This is a genomic window from Aestuariimicrobium sp. G57, assembly GCF_050110855.1.
Classification (GTDB): domain Bacteria; phylum Actinomycetota; class Actinomycetes; order Propionibacteriales; family Propionibacteriaceae; genus Aestuariimicrobium.
Genome location: NZ_JBNINW010000001.1, coordinates 505,788 through 519,990, shown reverse-complemented (window position 1 = coordinate 519,990; position 14,203 = coordinate 505,788). Strand labels below are relative to the sequence as shown.

The following is a 14,203-nucleotide window of genomic DNA, read 5'->3' as shown; positions in this document are numbered from 1 at the left end:
CGTGAATCCGAGAGCGTGAATCCCATCGTCAGGGCCGTGCTGATCCGGCTGGCGACACTCGTCGCGAGCCTGCTCGGCAGTTCCCTGGTGGTGTTCCTGGCCGTGCAGACGCTGCCCGGTGACCTCGCCGGTGCCATCCTCGGGACGAGCGCGACGCCCGAACGGGTGGCGGCCCTGCGTGCCGAGCTCGGCCTCGACAGGCCCTGGTACGTCCGCTACGGGGACTGGCTCGCCGGGTTCGTGCGCGGCGACCTGGGCTCCTCGGCGCTGAACGGCGAACCCATCTGGCAGCTCATCGACGGCCCGCTCGGGGTGACCGTCTGGCTGGTGGGGTTCGGCATGCTGGTTTCGATCGCGGTGGCCCTGCCGCTGGGGTTGTGGTCGGCGATGCGCCGGCGCCACGCCGACGGGGTCATCGTCAACGCGCTGAGCCACATCGGCATGGCGGTCCCGGCGTTCCTGGCCGGGCTGCTGCTCACGGTCGTCTTCGCGGTGCACCTGCGTTGGCTGCCCGCCAACGGCTTCACCCCGCTGGTGGTCGACCCGGTCGCGTGGGCGCGCAGCCTGGTGCTGCCGGTGCTGTCGCTCGCGCTCGTCCAGGGGGCGATGCTCACCCGCTATGTGCGCTCGGCGTTCGTCGAGGTGCTCGGTGAGGACTACCTGCGCACCGCCCGGTCGATCGGCTGGACCCGGCTCGGGGCCGTGCTGCGCCATGGCATGCGCCCCGCCGGCCTGTCGCTGGTGACGGTCGTGGGGCTGATGCTGGTCTCGCTGCTGGTCGGGGCCATCGTCGTCGAACAGGTCTTCGTGCTGCCGGGCCTGGGCTCGACGCTGCTGCGGGCGGTCACCCAGCGCGACCTGCTGCTGGTGCAGGGCATCGTGATGCTGCTGGTCGCGGCCGTGCTGGTGATCAACGCGGTCGTCGACATGGTCTTCCTGCTGCTCGACCCGCGGCTGCGCCGGGCCCCCAGCACCCGAACCCCGGCGGCCGCCGCATGAAGCGCTTCACGCTCTGGGCCGGCATCGTGCTGGTCGCCGCGCTGGTGGTCATCGCCGTGGTCGCCCTCGTCTGGACCCCCTTCGACCCCATTCGTGTCGACACCGGCAGTGCGCTGCAACCGCCATCGTCCACCCACTGGCTGGGCACCGACCAGTACGGCATCGACATCGTCAGCCGGCTGATGGCCGGCGCCCGCACCACCCTGGTCGTCGGCGTGATCGCCGTGGCGATCGCCGGGTTGGTCGGCATCCCGTTGGGCCTGCTGATCGGCATGTCGGACGACCGCTGGTGGTCCAGGCTCGCGCTGCGGGTCAGCGACCTGCTCTATGCCTTCCCGGCGCTGCTGCTCGCCATCCTGCTGGCCGCCGCGCTCGGCTCGTCCACGGGGACGGCGATGACTGCCATCGGCATCGCGACCATCCCCGTGTTCGTGCGCATCACCCGCGCCGGCGCGATGCAGGTGATGACCCGCGACTACGTCGCCGCCGCACGCATCAGCGGCATCAGCTGGCCGGCGATCGGTGTGCAGCATGTGCTGCCGAATGTGGCGCCGCTGCTGGGGGTGCAGGCATCGGTGAGTTTTGCCATGGCGATCCTGGCCGAGGCGGCGCTCAGCTACCTGGGCCTGGCGGCACCGCCGACGACCCCCTCGTGGGGACGCATGCTCAGCGAGGCCCAGCGCAGCATCTTCACCTCACCTGAGCTGACATTGTGGCCGGCGCTGGCGATCGGGCTGGCGGTGCTCGGGTTCAACCTGCTCGGCGACGGACTGCGCGACCGGCTCGACCCGTTGCTGCGGGAGGTGTCATGACCAGCCCCCAGCAGCAGGCACCACTGCTCGAGGTCACCGGCCTGCACGTCGAATTCGGGCGCCGTCGCACGGTGGCCGTGCACGACCTGTCGTTCCGCGTGGACGAGGGCCAACGGCTGGGCATCATCGGCGAATCCGGCTCGGGCAAGTCGGTCACGGCGCTCGCGATCATGGGACTGCTGCCCGAGAACGCCCACGTCACCGGCTCGGTGAAGCTGCGCGGAAGAGAACTGCTGGGCCTGCGCGATCGTGACCTCTCGAAGCTGCGCGCGACCGAGATGAGCATGGTCTTCCAGGAACCGCTGACCGCCCTCGACCCGACCATGCGCGCGGGGCGGCAGGTCGCCGAGGCGCTGCGACTGCACCAGCTGAGCCAGCACGACACCCGCAGCCGGGTCGAACAGACCCTGGCCTCGGTCGGGCTCGACGACCCGGCCCGGATCGCCGATTCCTACCCACACCAGCTCTCGGGTGGGCAGCGGCAGCGGGTGCTGATGGCGATGGCGCTGATCAACACCCCCGACCTGGTCATCTGCGACGAACCCACCACCGCCCTCGACGTCACCGTGCAGGCCAAGGTCTTGCGCACCCTCGACGAACAGCTCACCCGCACCGGCGCGGCGTCGCTGTTCATCAGCCACGACCTGGCCATCGTGTCGCAGATGGCCGACCGGGTGCTGGTGATGCGCCGGGGCCGGCTGGTCGAGCAGGGCACCGTCGGGGCGCTGCTGCACCACCCGCAACAGGGCTATACCAAGGGGCTGATTGCCACCGCCCGCCTGGACGCCGTCGCGCCCGGCGAACGACTGCCCGTGCTCGACGACTTCGAGGCGGTCGAGCCCGGCACCGACCAGGAGCCCGTCCGATGAGCACCCTGTTCAGCCTGCGCAATGTCAGCCGCCACTACACCCGGGGCGGGCAGACGACCCGGGCGCTCGATGACATCACCCTCGACATCGACGAGGGCACGCAGCTGGGGGTGGTGGGGGAGTCCGGCTCGGGCAAGACCACCCTGATCAGGCTGCTCACCGGGCTCGACGCGCCCACCGGCGGCGAGGTGCGGTTTCGCGGTGACCCGGTCAACCGCCGCGCGGGGCTGGGTGCCGACGTGCAGGTCGTGTTCCAGGACCCCCGCAGCTCGCTCGACCCGCGCATGACGGTGCGCCGCACGGTGACCGAGCCGCTGCGTTCACACCGGCCGCGGCAGCCGTCCACGAACCGGCACGCACGGTTTGACGAGGTGATGCGGCAGGTCGGGCTCGACGCGTCGATGGGTGAGCGGTACCCCCACGAGTTCTCGGGCGGGCAGCGCCAGCGCATCGCCATCGCCCGCGCACTGGCGCCGCACCCGACGGTGCTGATCGGGGACGAGCCGGTCTCGGCGCTCGACGTGTCGGTGCGGGCGCAGATCCTGAACGTGTTCACCGACCTGGTGCGTGACCGCGACCTGTCGCTGCTGATGGTCAGCCACGACCTGGGTGTCATCAGGCATGTCTGTGAGCGGGTGGTCGTGCTGCGCAAGGGCCGCATCGTCGAGGACGGCGCCACCGCCGAGGTGTTCGAGAACCCGCAGCACCCCTACACCGCCGAGCTGGTGGCGGCGATGCCGCGGTTGCCGGTGTGATGCTGGTCGGGGTGTGACGCTGACCACACGCTGGCCCTCGCCAGCACCTGGTTGGCATTCAGGAATAGAATCGCCCCTCGTGAAGGCACTCCTGCTCGAAAACATCCACCCCGAAGCGGTCCGCGTGCTGACCGAAGCCGGTTACGAAGTCGAAACCCGCGCCGGTGCGCTGGGCGAGGACGACTTGATCGACGCCCTCGAGGGCATCGACCTGCTCGGCATCCGCTCGGCGACCCACGTCACTGACAAGGTGCTCGAGGCGCGGTCAGAGTCGCTGAAGGCCGTCGGCGCGTTCTGCATCGGCACCAACCAGATCGACCTGGGTTCGGCCGCCGGCCACGGCGTCGTCGCATTCAACGCCCCGTTCAGCAACACCCGTTCGGTCGTCGAGCTGACCATTGCCGAGATCATCGTGCTGGCCCGCCACCTGACCGACAAGAACCGGTTGATGCACGAGGGCGTGTGGGACAAGTCGGCCAAGGGCTCGCACGAGGTGCGCGGACGCACCCTGGGCATCGTCGGCTACGGCAACATCGGTTCGCAGCTGTCGGTGGTCGCCGAGGCGTTGGGCATGCGCGTGATGTTCTATGACATCGCCGACAAGCTGGCGCTGGGCAACGCGCGGCGGGCGAACTCGCTCGAAGAGCTGCTGGCCGAGTGCGAGACCGTCACGCTGCACGTCGACGGACGCCCCGGCAACGCAGGCTTCTTCGGCGAGCGCGAATTCGCGATGATGCGGCCGCGGTCGCTGTTCCTGAACCTGTGCCGCGGCATGGTCGTCGACCACAGCGCGCTGGTGGCCAACCTGAAGTCGGGCCACATCGCCGGTGCGGCCATCGATGTGTTCCCCGAGGAGCCCAAGCGGGCAGGTGACCCGTTCGTCAGCGAACTGCAGGGCTTGCCCAATGTCATCCTGACCCCGCATGTCGGTGGCTCGACGCAAGAGGCGCAGGAGGACATCGGCCGGTTCGTCGCAGGCAAGATGGTCGACTACGTCGAGACGGGTTCGACGCTGATGAGCGTGAACCTGCCGGCGGTCGGTGCGCCGGCTGCCGGGGCGATCCGGGTGGTGCACCTGCACCGCAACATCCCCGGTGTCATGGCGGGGCTCAACCAGGTGTTCTCGAACCACGGCGCCAACGTCGAGTCACAGACGCTGGGCACCCGCGGCAACCTGGGCTATGCGGTCACCGACATCAAACTGTCGATGGACAGCATCGAGACCAACTTCGAGCACGAGCTCGCCGAGGTGCCCGGCACCGTGCGGGTGCGGGTCATCCAGGCCTGAGGCCCTACTCGGCCCTGAGCCGCTCGACCAGCTCGGCGTGCAGCAGTCCGTTGCTGCACAGCGCGCCGGGGCCGTTCACGCCGTCGATGCCGTCGACGTTCGTGAACCGGCCCCCGGCCTCGCGCACGATCACGTCGAGCGCTGCCATGTCGTGCAGCGCCAGCTCGGGTTCGAGGGCCAGGTCGACGGCACCTTCGGCGACGAGCATGTAGCTCCAGAAGTCGCCGTAGGCGCGGGTGCGCCAGCAGTCGCGCAGCAGGTTCACGAAGGCCTGTCCGCGGCCCGAGTCGATCCAGCCGCCGACCGACGAGTAGCTCATGGACGCGTCCTCGATGCGTCCAACCTTCGACACCTGGATCTGCTGGCCGCGCAGCAGGGTGGGGCCGCTGTGGGCACCGCCGCCCTTGTGGGCCCACCAGCGCCGGCCGAGTGAGGGGGCCGAGACGACGCTGGCGACGACCTCGTCCTCGACCATGAGCGCGATGAGCGAGGCCCAGACCGGGACACCGCGCACGAAGTTGCGGGTGCCGTCGATGGGGTCGATCACCCAGCGACGGGGACCCCAGCCGGTGTCCTCGCCTTCTTCGCCATGGACGGCGTCACGCGGGCGGGCCTTGCCGAGGGTGCGCCGGATGGCTTCTTCGACGGCGACGTCGGCATCGGTGACCTCGGTCATGTCCGGCTTCGTCGACACGGTCAGGTCGCGCGCCTTGAAACGCGACATCGTGATCGAATCGGCGTTGTCAGCCAGCAGATGCGCCAGGCGCAGGTCATCGGTGTAGTCGGGGGAGCCCATGTCGCTGAGCCTAGTGGCTCGGGGCCCGGGGCAGGTGGTGGACGTGGCTGTGGTGTCAGTTCTGCAGGTTCGTGGACGAGCGGGGGCTGTTGCAGGGCCCCGGGCGTGGGGCCTCGTCCGGCGGCTGGGACCCGAGAACTTGCACCAGGACGAGTTATTCGCCCCGATCGACCCCGTCCGGCCGAATAACTTGCTCCAGAGCGAGTTTCTCTGGTGCTTCCGGCGGGACGGGCATGCACGGGGTGTCAGTTCTGCAGGCTTGTGGACCAGCGGGGGCTGGTGCAGGGCCGGCGCCTGCTTCGTCCGGCGGCTGGCACCTCGCCGAACATGTACAAGTGGCACTGGTGGCGCCAGTGCAGCCGGTTCGGCCGATTCGGGGCGCACTCGGGGCACTGGTGTCAGTTTCGCAAGTTCGTGGACGAGCGGGGGCTACGACTCCCGCCAGGCCCGTTCCATCCGCCGGAACGACTCCAACCGACCCGCCGGCAGGTCACCACGCCCCACCGCCGCATCGAGACCACATTCCGGCTCAGCGCTCGCATGCGTGCAGCCCCGCGGGCAGTCCTGGATGAACTGCGCCAGGTCGGGGAAGGCCGCCAGGATCGTCTCGAGCTTCACATGCGACAGGCCGAACGACCGCACGCCCGGGGTGTCGATCACCCAGCCCGTGGCATCCCGGTCGGCCCCGCGCACCGGCAACTCCAGCGCAATCGCCGACGTCGACGTGTGCCTGCCGCGCCCGGTCACGTCATTCACCACACCCGTGGTGCGGCCCGCGCCCGGGATCAGCGCATTCACCAGTGTCGACTTGCCTACGCCTGAATGCCCCACGAACACCGTCACATGCCCGTCGAGCAGGTCGCGCACCCCGGAAAGGTCCGAGCCGGGCTCGGTCGCCACCACCGGCACATCCAGCGGTTCGTAGGCCGCCCGCAACGCATCGGGGCTCGCCAGGTCGGCCTTCGTCAGGCACAGGATCGGCTCGATGCCCGCGTCATAGGCGGCCACCAGGATCCGGTCGATCATTCCGGTGCGCGGCGGCGGGTCGGCCAGCGCCGTGACGATCATGATCTGGTCGGCATTGGCCACGATCGGCCGCTCGAACGGGTCATCATCGTCGGCGGTGCGACGCAGCACGGTGCGCCGCTGGATCACCTCGACGATGCGCGCCAACGTGCCGTCGGCGCCGGTGACATCACCATCGAGCCGCACCTCATCGCCCACGATCGCCGCCTTGCGGCCCAGCGCCCTGGCCTTCGCAGCCAGCACCGTGACGGGCGGGTCGAGCGGCTGGCCCTCAGCGTCGACCACCGAGCACCGGTAACGCCCCCGGTCGACCGTGATCACCCGGCCCAGCGGCAGTTCGCTGAAATCGGGGCGGTCCTTGGTGCGCGGGCGGGTGCGGCGACGCGGCCGGTCGAAACTGTCCGTGTCGTCATCTCGCAGGCCCTCGGCGGCCCGGCCGCGCACCTTCGGGCTCACCCGTGCGCCCCCGACCGGGTCACGAGTGCTGACCACATGCCCGGGAAGTCCGCGATGGTCTTGGTGGTGCACGCGATGTCATCGAGCTCGACGCCGTCGACGACCAGTCCCACGACGGCGGCGGCATGCGCCATCCGGTGGTCGGCATACGCCTTCAAGAGCGCCGGCTTCAGCACCCCGGCACCACGTCCCTCAATCTCGAGCCCATCAGCGGTCTCGCGAATCGCCGCACCCACTGCCCCCAGTTCGGCCACCAGCGCCGCGAGCCGGTCGGTCTCATGCCCGCGGATGTGCGCGACGCCCTGGATCACGGTGCGCCCGTCGGCGACCGCCGCCACCGCAGCGACCACCGGGGTGAGTTCGCTGCTGGCGTGCAGGTCGACCGCGCCGATGCCCCGCACCGTGCCAGTACCGCGCACCACCAGCGTGCCGTGCCCGCCGCCCACGTCGTCCAACGACACCTCGGCGCCGACCCGGCGCAGGATGTCGGCGATCGCCGCCCCACCCTGCGTCGTCTCGACCGGCCACCCGGGCACCCGGACGACTCCGCCGGTGAGTGCCGCGGCTGCCAGAAAGGCCGCCGCCGAGGTCAGGTCGGGCTCGACCTGCTGGTCGACAGCCCTGATCGCGCCCGGTGCCACCTGCCACGTGACCTCGTCGGGCGTGCTCACCTCGACGCCGCGGTCACGCAGCATCTGCACCGTCATGTCGATGTGCGGGCGGCTGGGCACACTGGCGCCGGCCTCGGCCGGCACATGCACGACCTCGACCCCGTCGGGGTACCTCGCCCCCGACAAGAGCAGCGCCGAGACGAACTGGCTCGAGCCCGACGAGTCGATCTCGACCCGGCGCCCGCTCAGCCCTCCCGAGGCGTCCTGGGTGAACGGGATGTTCGGTGCATCGATGGCCACCCCCAGCTGGGCGAGGCCGTCGAGCACCCCACCCATCGGGCGCGCCGAGGCGTGGGCATCACCGGTGAACGTCGTCCGGCCGCCGTTCAGCGCGGCCAGCGGCGGCACGAACCGCATCACGGTGCCCGCCAGACCACAGTCGATCGGCGCATCCGGCACCGCGAACACCGCCGGGGGAGTGACCCGCCAGGCACCGTCCTCGTCGATGATCGTGACGCCGAGCTGCGCCAGCGCCGCGCGCATCAGGTCGGCATCGCGGCTCGACAGGCCACCGGTGATCGTCGAGGGCCCGTCGGCCAACGCCGCGAGCAGCAGCGCACGGTTCGTTTCGGACTTGGAGCCGGGGACCACGACCGAGGCATCGATCGCATCCCCGGCTCCGATGAAGGGCGCAGACCAGTTGGTCATGCAGCATCAAGCTGCTTGCGGGCAGCCTTCTTCGCCTGCTTGATTTCCTTCTTGGCGCGCTTCGAGAGCTTCTCGGCGTCCTTGCTGATGGCCTGTGCCTTCTTGTCGGCGGCCTTGCCGAGCCGCTCGGCGGTGTTCTCGGCACGCCAGGCCAGCGACGGATTGCCCTCGTGGTCCTGCGCGGCGAGGATCGTCGAACCCAGCAGGGCGACGGCGGCGAGCAGCTTGGCCTGGGCGGCGCGCTTGTGCTCGTCACCGGCCCGGGTGAATTCCAGCGCCAGCGCGATCACGTGCGGCACCTGGGTGACCAGCAGCACGCCGGCGCCGAGACGGCGACCGATGCCGGTGGCGAAGGCTGCGCCACCGAAGATGCGACCCGCACCCCACAGCTGCACCAGCGTCTTCGTCTCCTGGGGCACGTACGGCGCGAACTGGGCGGGGGCCACGCGCTGCGCGAGCGGCGCGACCTTCTGGGCCACCGGCTCGGCGGCTTCCAGCTGGTCCTGGGGGTTGGTGACGGCCTTGACACCCTCGTAGACGAAGTGGCTGGCCAGCATGGCACGTCCGACAAATCGCAGAAGACTCATGGGTCATTTCTACCGCGAACGGAGACAAATGTGGTGGTGCCGGGCTGAATGCACACTGCGTGGACGCCCCGTAGGCTGGGCACATGTGTGGTCGATACGCGGCGTCGCGGCACCAGGACCAGCTCGTCGAGATCTTCGAGGTCGACGAGGTCGTCGAACCCGGCCCCACCGGACCGAACCAGAAGCCGTACACCGCGCCGCGCTGGAACATCGCCCCGACCGACCAGGTCGCGGCCATCGTCGAACGTGCCCACAAGGCCGATGACCAGACGACCAGCCGGGACACCATCCGAAAGCTCGTCGGACTGACCTGGGGTCTGGTGCCGTCGTGGTCGAAGGCGCCCACCGGCGGCGCCAAGCTGATCAACGCGCGCCTCGAGACGGTGGCCGAGAAGCCGAGCTTCCGCAAGGCATTCACGTCGCGGCGCTGCCTGATCCCCGCCGACGGCTACTACGAGTGGTACGCCTCGCCGAACGCCCCGAAGTCGGCGCGCAAGCAGCCGTTCTACATCCATCCGACAGGCTCCGGCGCTCCGGCCGGGTCGGCCGGCATCGACACCCCGCTGATGGTGATGGCCGGGTTGTACGAGTTCTGGCGCGACCCTGCGCGCGATAAGGATGACCCGCTCGCGTGGCTCACCACGTGCGCCATCATCACGACTGCTGCCACCGACGACCTCGGACGCATCCATGACCGCATGCCGGTGCAGGTGCGCCCCGAGCACTGGGATGCCTGGCTCGACCCAACGCTGGCCGACGCCGATGCGGCGCTCGGCCTGGTGCACGTGCCCGATGCCGGCGAAATGACCGCGCATGCCGTCTCGCGGCTGGTCAGCACGGTGTCGAACGACGGGCCCGAACTGGTCGAGCCGATGCCGGCCGAACGCGTGGAAGGGGAGGAATCATGACGCTGCTCGGTGAGGTCAACCTGCACGAGGTCGACACCCCGCAGGGCACCGGACGCTGGCATGTCTCGCCCGCCGCACCTGGCGCCGAGCAGGGTTCGCCCCGCGCACTCGTCGTGCTCGGCCACGGCGCCGGCGGGGGTGTCGACGGCATCGACCTGGTCGCACTCGCGGCGCTGCTGCCTGCCCACGGCATCACCGTCGCCCGCTTCGAACAGCCGTGGAAGGTGGCCGGCAAGAAGGTCGCGACCCGGCCGCCGACGCTGGACGAGGCCTGGCTGGCTGCAGTGCCGGCGCTGGTCACGGGGTCCCTGGGTCGGCAACTGCACCTCGGCGGGGCACCGCTGGTCGTCGGCGGGCATTCGGCAGGTGCCCGGGTGGCCTGCCGCTGCGCCGCCGCACTCGGGGCGGCGGCGGTGCTGGGGCTGTCGTTCCCGCTGCACCCACCGGGCAAACCCGAATCGAGCCGGCTCGACGAACTGCTGGCCCCCACAGTGCCGGTGCTGGTGCTGCAGGGTGACCGCGACCCGTTCGGCACACCAGCCGAGGTCAACAAGGCGCTGTCGTCGTCCAACACCCACATCACCGTGGTCGAGGTGACCGGCGCCGGGCACCCGCTCAGCGTGCCCGCGAAGGTGCGCACCGCCGCCGACCACCGCGATTGGCTCGCAGCCAACGTGCTCGACTTCCTGGGCGCTCACGCCATCCCGGTGTGACGGAATAATCGCGGGGCACTTGGGCGTTCAGTTCGACATGAGCCCCACGATGACCACTCGCCTGACACCCCCCGGGGTCGCCTGTCGCGACGATTCGCTAGGCTCTTTCCTCATGAACGTCGATACGGCTGACCAGGTGGCCGAGGCCGACCACAGCGAAACCGACGCCGAGCGCGCCGAGCGCTTCGAGCGGGATGCGATGGCATACATCGACCAGCTCTACGGTGCCGCGATGCGGATGACGCGCAACCCCGCCGATGCCGAGGACCTGCTGCAGGAAACCTATGCGAAGGCGTATTCGAGCTTCGCGCAGTTCACCCCCGGCACGAACCTCAAGGCGTGGCTCTACCGCATCCTCACCAACACCTACATCAACAGCTACCGCAAGGCCCAGCGCCAGCCGAAGATCGGCGGCGACGGCGAGGTCGAGGACTGGCAGATCGCCCGTGCCGCCGACCATTCCGCCACCGGCCTGCGCTCAGCCGAGACCGAGGCGCTCGAGGCGATGCCTGACCAGGTGGTCGTCGACGCGTTGAACAAGCTCTCACCCGATTTTCGCGAGGCTGTCTACCTCGCCGACGTCGACGGGTTCGCCTACAAAGAGATCGCCGAGATCATGGGCACCCCGATCGGCACCGTGATGAGCCGCATCAACCGAGGACGCAAGCAGTTGCGCGAGCAGCTGCACGACTACGCCGCGAGCATGGGCATCGGCCCGGGAGCCCGCGGTGGTGACGAGAACGACGGTGACCTCTGATGACACTCCACGTGGCCCATTCCCATCACGGCGGCGACGAACCCCACGCGCACGACTCCTGTATCGAGGCGCTCTCGCGCATCCAGGAGTTCCTGCACGGTGAGTTGGACGAGGACACCGCCGACGTGATCCGTGAGCACCTGCAGGCCTGTGAATCCTGCCTGGACACCTATGACGTCGAGACCGCCATCACCACACTGATCCGGCGTGCGATGCCGACGTCAGCCTGCCCGGACGGGTTGCGCGCACGCGTCATGAAGATGCACGTCACCACCACCGTCGTGACCACGTCGCTGCAGGAGCCACCCGCCCAGGATTGAACCCGCCCGACCCGCGCTGCGCATGAGAATGGCCCCACCCCCACGACGGGGACGGGGCCATTGCTGTGTGGTGCGACGGCTCAGGCGTTGGGACGCTTGCCGTGGTTCGCACCCTTCTTGCGACGTGCGCGGCGCTTGCGTCCGGTCTTGCCCATCGTCGTCCTCCCGGGGGATTGAGTGGTGCCGTGTCTCGGCACGGCTGCCAATTCTGCCAGAAACCCACTGCAATCCCCAACCGGGTGCTGGGGGATAGGATCCGCGCATGTCCTTGTTGTCCCAGACGATGCTCGACAAGACCACCCTCGACCCCTCGGACCAGCAGTGGTTGCGCGACTTCGTCCACGAATGGCAGATGCTTGCCGACACGTCGTTCTCAGACCTGATCCTGTGGGTGCCCGACGCGGACGATTCCATCTTCTGGGCCGCGGCACAGACCCGACCCTCGACCGGGCCGACCGCACTCGAGGACCACGTGGTGGGCGAGATGATCCACTACGAGCCCGAGCACCTGGTCACCGAGGCCTACCTGAGTGAGTCGATCTGCGAGACCAGCGACAACCAGCTGCGGGCAGGCATCCCCGTTGACGTGTGGGCCATCCCGATCCTGCGGCGCGGTCGGGTGATCGCCGTGGTCGAACGGCACACCAACCGGATGGGTGTGCGGGCGCCCGGTGCGCTCGAGGACGCCTATCTCGAGACCGCCGATGCGCTGTCGGTGATGGCGTGGCGGGCGACCTATCCCGTGCACCCGACGTCTGACCCGTCGCTGAGCCCGCAGGTGGGCAACGGCATGGTGCTGCTGTCCCCGGCCGGTGTGATCAGCTATGCCACCCCGAACGCGGTCTCGGCGTTCCGGCGATTGGGCTGGGCCGGCGACCTCGAGGGTGAAGACCTGCGTGAGGTAACCCGCGACCTGGTTAACCGCTCGTCCCAGATCGGGCAGACGATCGTGCGCGACATCACCGGACGCGAGGTGCGCGAGTTCGACATCGAGACCGACGAGGCGAGCCTGCGCGTGCGGGTGGTGCCGTTGATGGGCCTCGAGGGCCACGTGGGCACGCTGGTGCTGTGCCGCGACACCACCGAACTGCGCCACCGCGACCGGGCGCTGGTGACCAAGGACGCGACGATTCGCGAGATCCACCACCGGGTCAAGAACAACCTGCAGACGGTGGCCGCGCTGCTGCGACTGCAGTCCCGCCGCATCGAGTCACCCGAGGCCAAGCGGGCGCTCAGCGATGCCATGGGACGCGTGCAGGCCATCGCCGTGGTGCACGAGACCCTGTCCCGCACGTTCGACGAGGACGTGCCCTTCGACGACGTCGCCGACCGGGTGCTGCAGATGGTCGGCGACCTGGCGGCGGCGACCGACAACGTGCGGGCGCGCCGCGACGGCAGCTTCGGCATGGTGCCGGCGGGTTCGGCCACGTCGCTGTCGGTCGTGATGACCGAACTGTGCCAGAACGCGGTCGAGCATGGCTTGGGCGTCACGGGTTCGGGGACGATCACGGTGCGACCCACCCGCGGTGACGGCTGGCTCGAGGTGGCGGTCATCGATGAGGGCAAGGGCATCACCGACCCGACGGTCGTCGAGGGCTCGAAGAGTCTCGGGCTCTCGATCGTCCGTACCCTGATGAGCGACCTGGGTGGCACGTTCGACCTGAGGAACAACCCCGACGGTGCCCCGGGGGCACGTGCGGTGATCAGGCTGCCGATCGGTCACCCGGACGAGTGAGCCGTCCTCAGGAGTTGCGCAGGCGACTGCGCGCCTGACGGCGCTTCATGGCGCGGCGCTCGTCCTCGCTCAGACCGCCCCAGACCCCATGGTCCTGGCCGGCTTCGAGGGCCCAGGCAAGGCATTGCTCGCGCACTTCGCAGCGCATGCAGACCTTTTTCGCCTCCTCGATCTGAAGCAGGGCAGGACCCGTGTTGCCGATCGGGAAGAACAGCTCCGGATCTTCCGTCAGGCAGGCAGCCCGGTGGCGCCAGTCCATGGCCTCAAGCTCCAATCTCGGTCGAAGACACGCATAGAAAACGACCAGCCTTGACAGGCCAGTCGGTGGATTGCCCACACGATCGAGTTGTGATCCCCGGTGAGCCGATCCATTCTATGGCCACCACGCGAAGCATTTCAAGGGTTTGGGGCAATCCGTGAACTCGGTGGCTGCTAACCTGCCGCCGGTTCACGACTACAGTAGTCGCGTGCCCCAAGAGTTGTCAGTAGAACGCGCAGCCAGACCCACGCCGCTTGTGATTGGTGTCACACTCGTGGCGCTGCAGGCCCTGGTGCTGGTGGCGCTGGGTGTTTCGGTGATGGCCCAGGGGCACGGCAGGTTCTCGGTCGGCGTCGGCGCGGCACTGCTGGTCTATGGCGTGGCGGTCGCCGGCATCGCATGGCTGGGGTGGAAGAAGCACCCGCTGGCCTTTGGCCCCATGATGGGCGCCAACGTGCTGCATGCCATGGTGATCGCCTCGACGGCCAACGGCAGCAAGGCGCTGTGGCTCTGGTTCGGGCTCATCCCGGTGGTGGCGTCGATCGTCGCGTTGCTGTGGCCCTCGACCCGCGCCGAGTTCGGCCGCGGGCCCCAACCGAAGTAA

The 14,203-nt window shown here is 69.3% G+C and carries 17 protein-coding genes; 11 read left to right on the top strand and 6 right to left on the bottom strand.

What is annotated here, in order from left to right; translation table 11 throughout:
- Nucleotides 1–15: 15 nt before the first annotated feature.
- The 5 genes from ACQCX5_RS02440 to serA all read left to right on the top strand — a co-directional run bounded on the left by ACQCX5_RS02440 (nt 16) and on the right by serA (nt 4,723).
- A complete protein-coding gene (locus ACQCX5_RS02440) occupies nt 16–999 on the top strand; it encodes an ABC transporter permease (RefSeq protein ID WP_434540392.1) in 984 nt (327 codons plus the stop codon).
- A complete protein-coding gene (locus ACQCX5_RS02435) occupies nt 996–1,811 on the top strand; it encodes an ABC transporter permease (protein WP_434540391.1) in 816 nt (271 codons plus the stop codon). The genes ACQCX5_RS02440 and ACQCX5_RS02435 overlap by 4 nt, the downstream gene beginning before the upstream one ends.
- Nucleotides 1,808–2,680 (top strand): ABC transporter ATP-binding protein, encoded by an 873-nt coding sequence (locus ACQCX5_RS02430; RefSeq protein WP_434540390.1) that lies wholly within the window; start codon nt 1,808–1,810, stop codon nt 2,678–2,680. Before ACQCX5_RS02435 ends, ACQCX5_RS02430 begins: the two co-directional genes overlap by 4 nt.
- Nucleotides 2,677–3,435, top strand: coding sequence for an ABC transporter ATP-binding protein (locus tag ACQCX5_RS02425; protein ID WP_434540389.1), 759 nt, complete (start codon nt 2,677–2,679; stop codon nt 3,433–3,435). Before ACQCX5_RS02430 ends, ACQCX5_RS02425 begins: the two co-directional genes overlap by 4 nt.
- Nucleotides 3,436–3,514: 79 nt before the next feature.
- On the top strand, nt 3,515–4,723 hold the full coding sequence (gene serA, locus ACQCX5_RS02420; RefSeq protein WP_434540388.1) for a phosphoglycerate dehydrogenase: 1,209 nt from the start codon (nt 3,515–3,517) through the stop codon (nt 4,721–4,723).
- 4 nt (nt 4,724–4,727) lie between these two features.
- On the opposite strand, the gene ACQCX5_RS02415 is transcribed toward serA, so the two are convergent.
- From ACQCX5_RS02415 to ACQCX5_RS02400, 4 genes are all read right to left on the bottom strand, one after another.
- Nucleotides 4,728–5,519, bottom strand: a complete 792-nt coding sequence (locus tag ACQCX5_RS02415; RefSeq protein ID WP_434540387.1) for an inositol monophosphatase family protein — start codon at nt 5,517–5,519, stop codon at nt 4,728–4,730.
- A gap of 429 nt (nt 5,520–5,948) precedes the next feature.
- A complete protein-coding gene (gene rsgA, locus ACQCX5_RS02410; RefSeq protein ID WP_434540386.1) occupies nt 5,949–7,001 on the bottom strand; it encodes a ribosome small subunit-dependent GTPase A in 1,053 nt (350 codons plus the stop codon).
- The gene (aroA, locus tag ACQCX5_RS02405; protein WP_434540385.1) at nt 6,998–8,320 is read right to left on the bottom strand and encodes a 3-phosphoshikimate 1-carboxyvinyltransferase; all 1,323 of its coding nucleotides are present in this window, start codon (nt 8,318–8,320) and stop codon (nt 6,998–7,000) included. The genes rsgA and aroA overlap by 4 nt, the downstream gene beginning before the upstream one ends.
- Complete coding sequence (locus ACQCX5_RS02400) at nt 8,317–8,907, bottom strand: DoxX family membrane protein (RefSeq protein WP_434540384.1); 591 nt, start codon at nt 8,905–8,907, stop codon at nt 8,317–8,319. The genes aroA and ACQCX5_RS02400 overlap by 4 nt, the downstream gene beginning before the upstream one ends.
- A gap of 83 nt (nt 8,908–8,990) precedes the next feature.
- Here ACQCX5_RS02400 and ACQCX5_RS02395 point away from each other — a divergent pair, with 83 nt between their 5' ends.
- From ACQCX5_RS02395 to ACQCX5_RS02380, 4 genes are all read left to right on the top strand, one after another.
- Nucleotides 8,991–9,815, top strand: a complete 825-nt coding sequence (locus tag ACQCX5_RS02395; protein ID WP_434540383.1) for an SOS response-associated peptidase — start codon at nt 8,991–8,993, stop codon at nt 9,813–9,815.
- Nucleotides 9,812–10,528 carry an alpha/beta hydrolase family protein gene (locus ACQCX5_RS02390; protein ID WP_434540382.1) on the top strand — a complete coding sequence of 239 codons (717 nt, stop codon included), beginning with the start codon at nt 9,812–9,814 and terminating at the stop codon, nt 10,526–10,528. The genes ACQCX5_RS02395 and ACQCX5_RS02390 overlap by 4 nt, the downstream gene beginning before the upstream one ends.
- A 112-nt stretch (nt 10,529–10,640) precedes the next feature.
- Nucleotides 10,641–11,285 (top strand): sigma-70 family RNA polymerase sigma factor, encoded by a 645-nt coding sequence (locus ACQCX5_RS02385; protein WP_434540381.1) that lies wholly within the window; start codon nt 10,641–10,643, stop codon nt 11,283–11,285.
- Nucleotides 11,285–11,605, top strand: coding sequence for a zf-HC2 domain-containing protein (locus tag ACQCX5_RS02380; RefSeq protein ID WP_434540380.1), 321 nt, complete (start codon nt 11,285–11,287; stop codon nt 11,603–11,605). Before ACQCX5_RS02385 ends, ACQCX5_RS02380 begins: the two co-directional genes overlap by 1 nt.
- Before the next feature lie 80 nt (nt 11,606–11,685).
- Here the strand turns inward: ACQCX5_RS02380 and ACQCX5_RS02375 are convergent, their stop codons facing one another.
- Nucleotides 11,686–11,760 carry a 50S ribosomal protein bL37 gene (locus ACQCX5_RS02375; RefSeq protein WP_369797015.1) on the bottom strand — a complete coding sequence of 25 codons (75 nt, stop codon included), beginning with the start codon at nt 11,758–11,760 and terminating at the stop codon, nt 11,686–11,688.
- Between the two features lie 107 nt (nt 11,761–11,867).
- Between ACQCX5_RS02375 and ACQCX5_RS02370 the strand changes: the two genes are divergently transcribed.
- Nucleotides 11,868–13,340, top strand: coding sequence for a sensor histidine kinase (locus ACQCX5_RS02370; RefSeq protein WP_434540379.1), 1,473 nt, complete (start codon nt 11,868–11,870; stop codon nt 13,338–13,340).
- A 7-nt stretch (nt 13,341–13,347) separates the two neighbouring features.
- Here the strand turns inward: ACQCX5_RS02370 and ACQCX5_RS02365 are convergent, their stop codons facing one another.
- The gene (locus tag ACQCX5_RS02365) at nt 13,348–13,599 is read right to left on the bottom strand and encodes a WhiB family transcriptional regulator (protein WP_434540378.1); all 252 of its coding nucleotides are present in this window, start codon (nt 13,597–13,599) and stop codon (nt 13,348–13,350) included.
- Between the two features lie 274 nt (nt 13,600–13,873).
- Here ACQCX5_RS02365 and ACQCX5_RS02360 point away from each other — a divergent pair, with 274 nt between their 5' ends.
- Nucleotides 13,874–14,203 carry a hypothetical protein gene (locus tag ACQCX5_RS02360; RefSeq protein ID WP_434540377.1) on the top strand — a complete coding sequence of 110 codons (330 nt, stop codon included), beginning with the start codon at nt 13,874–13,876 and terminating at the stop codon, nt 14,201–14,203.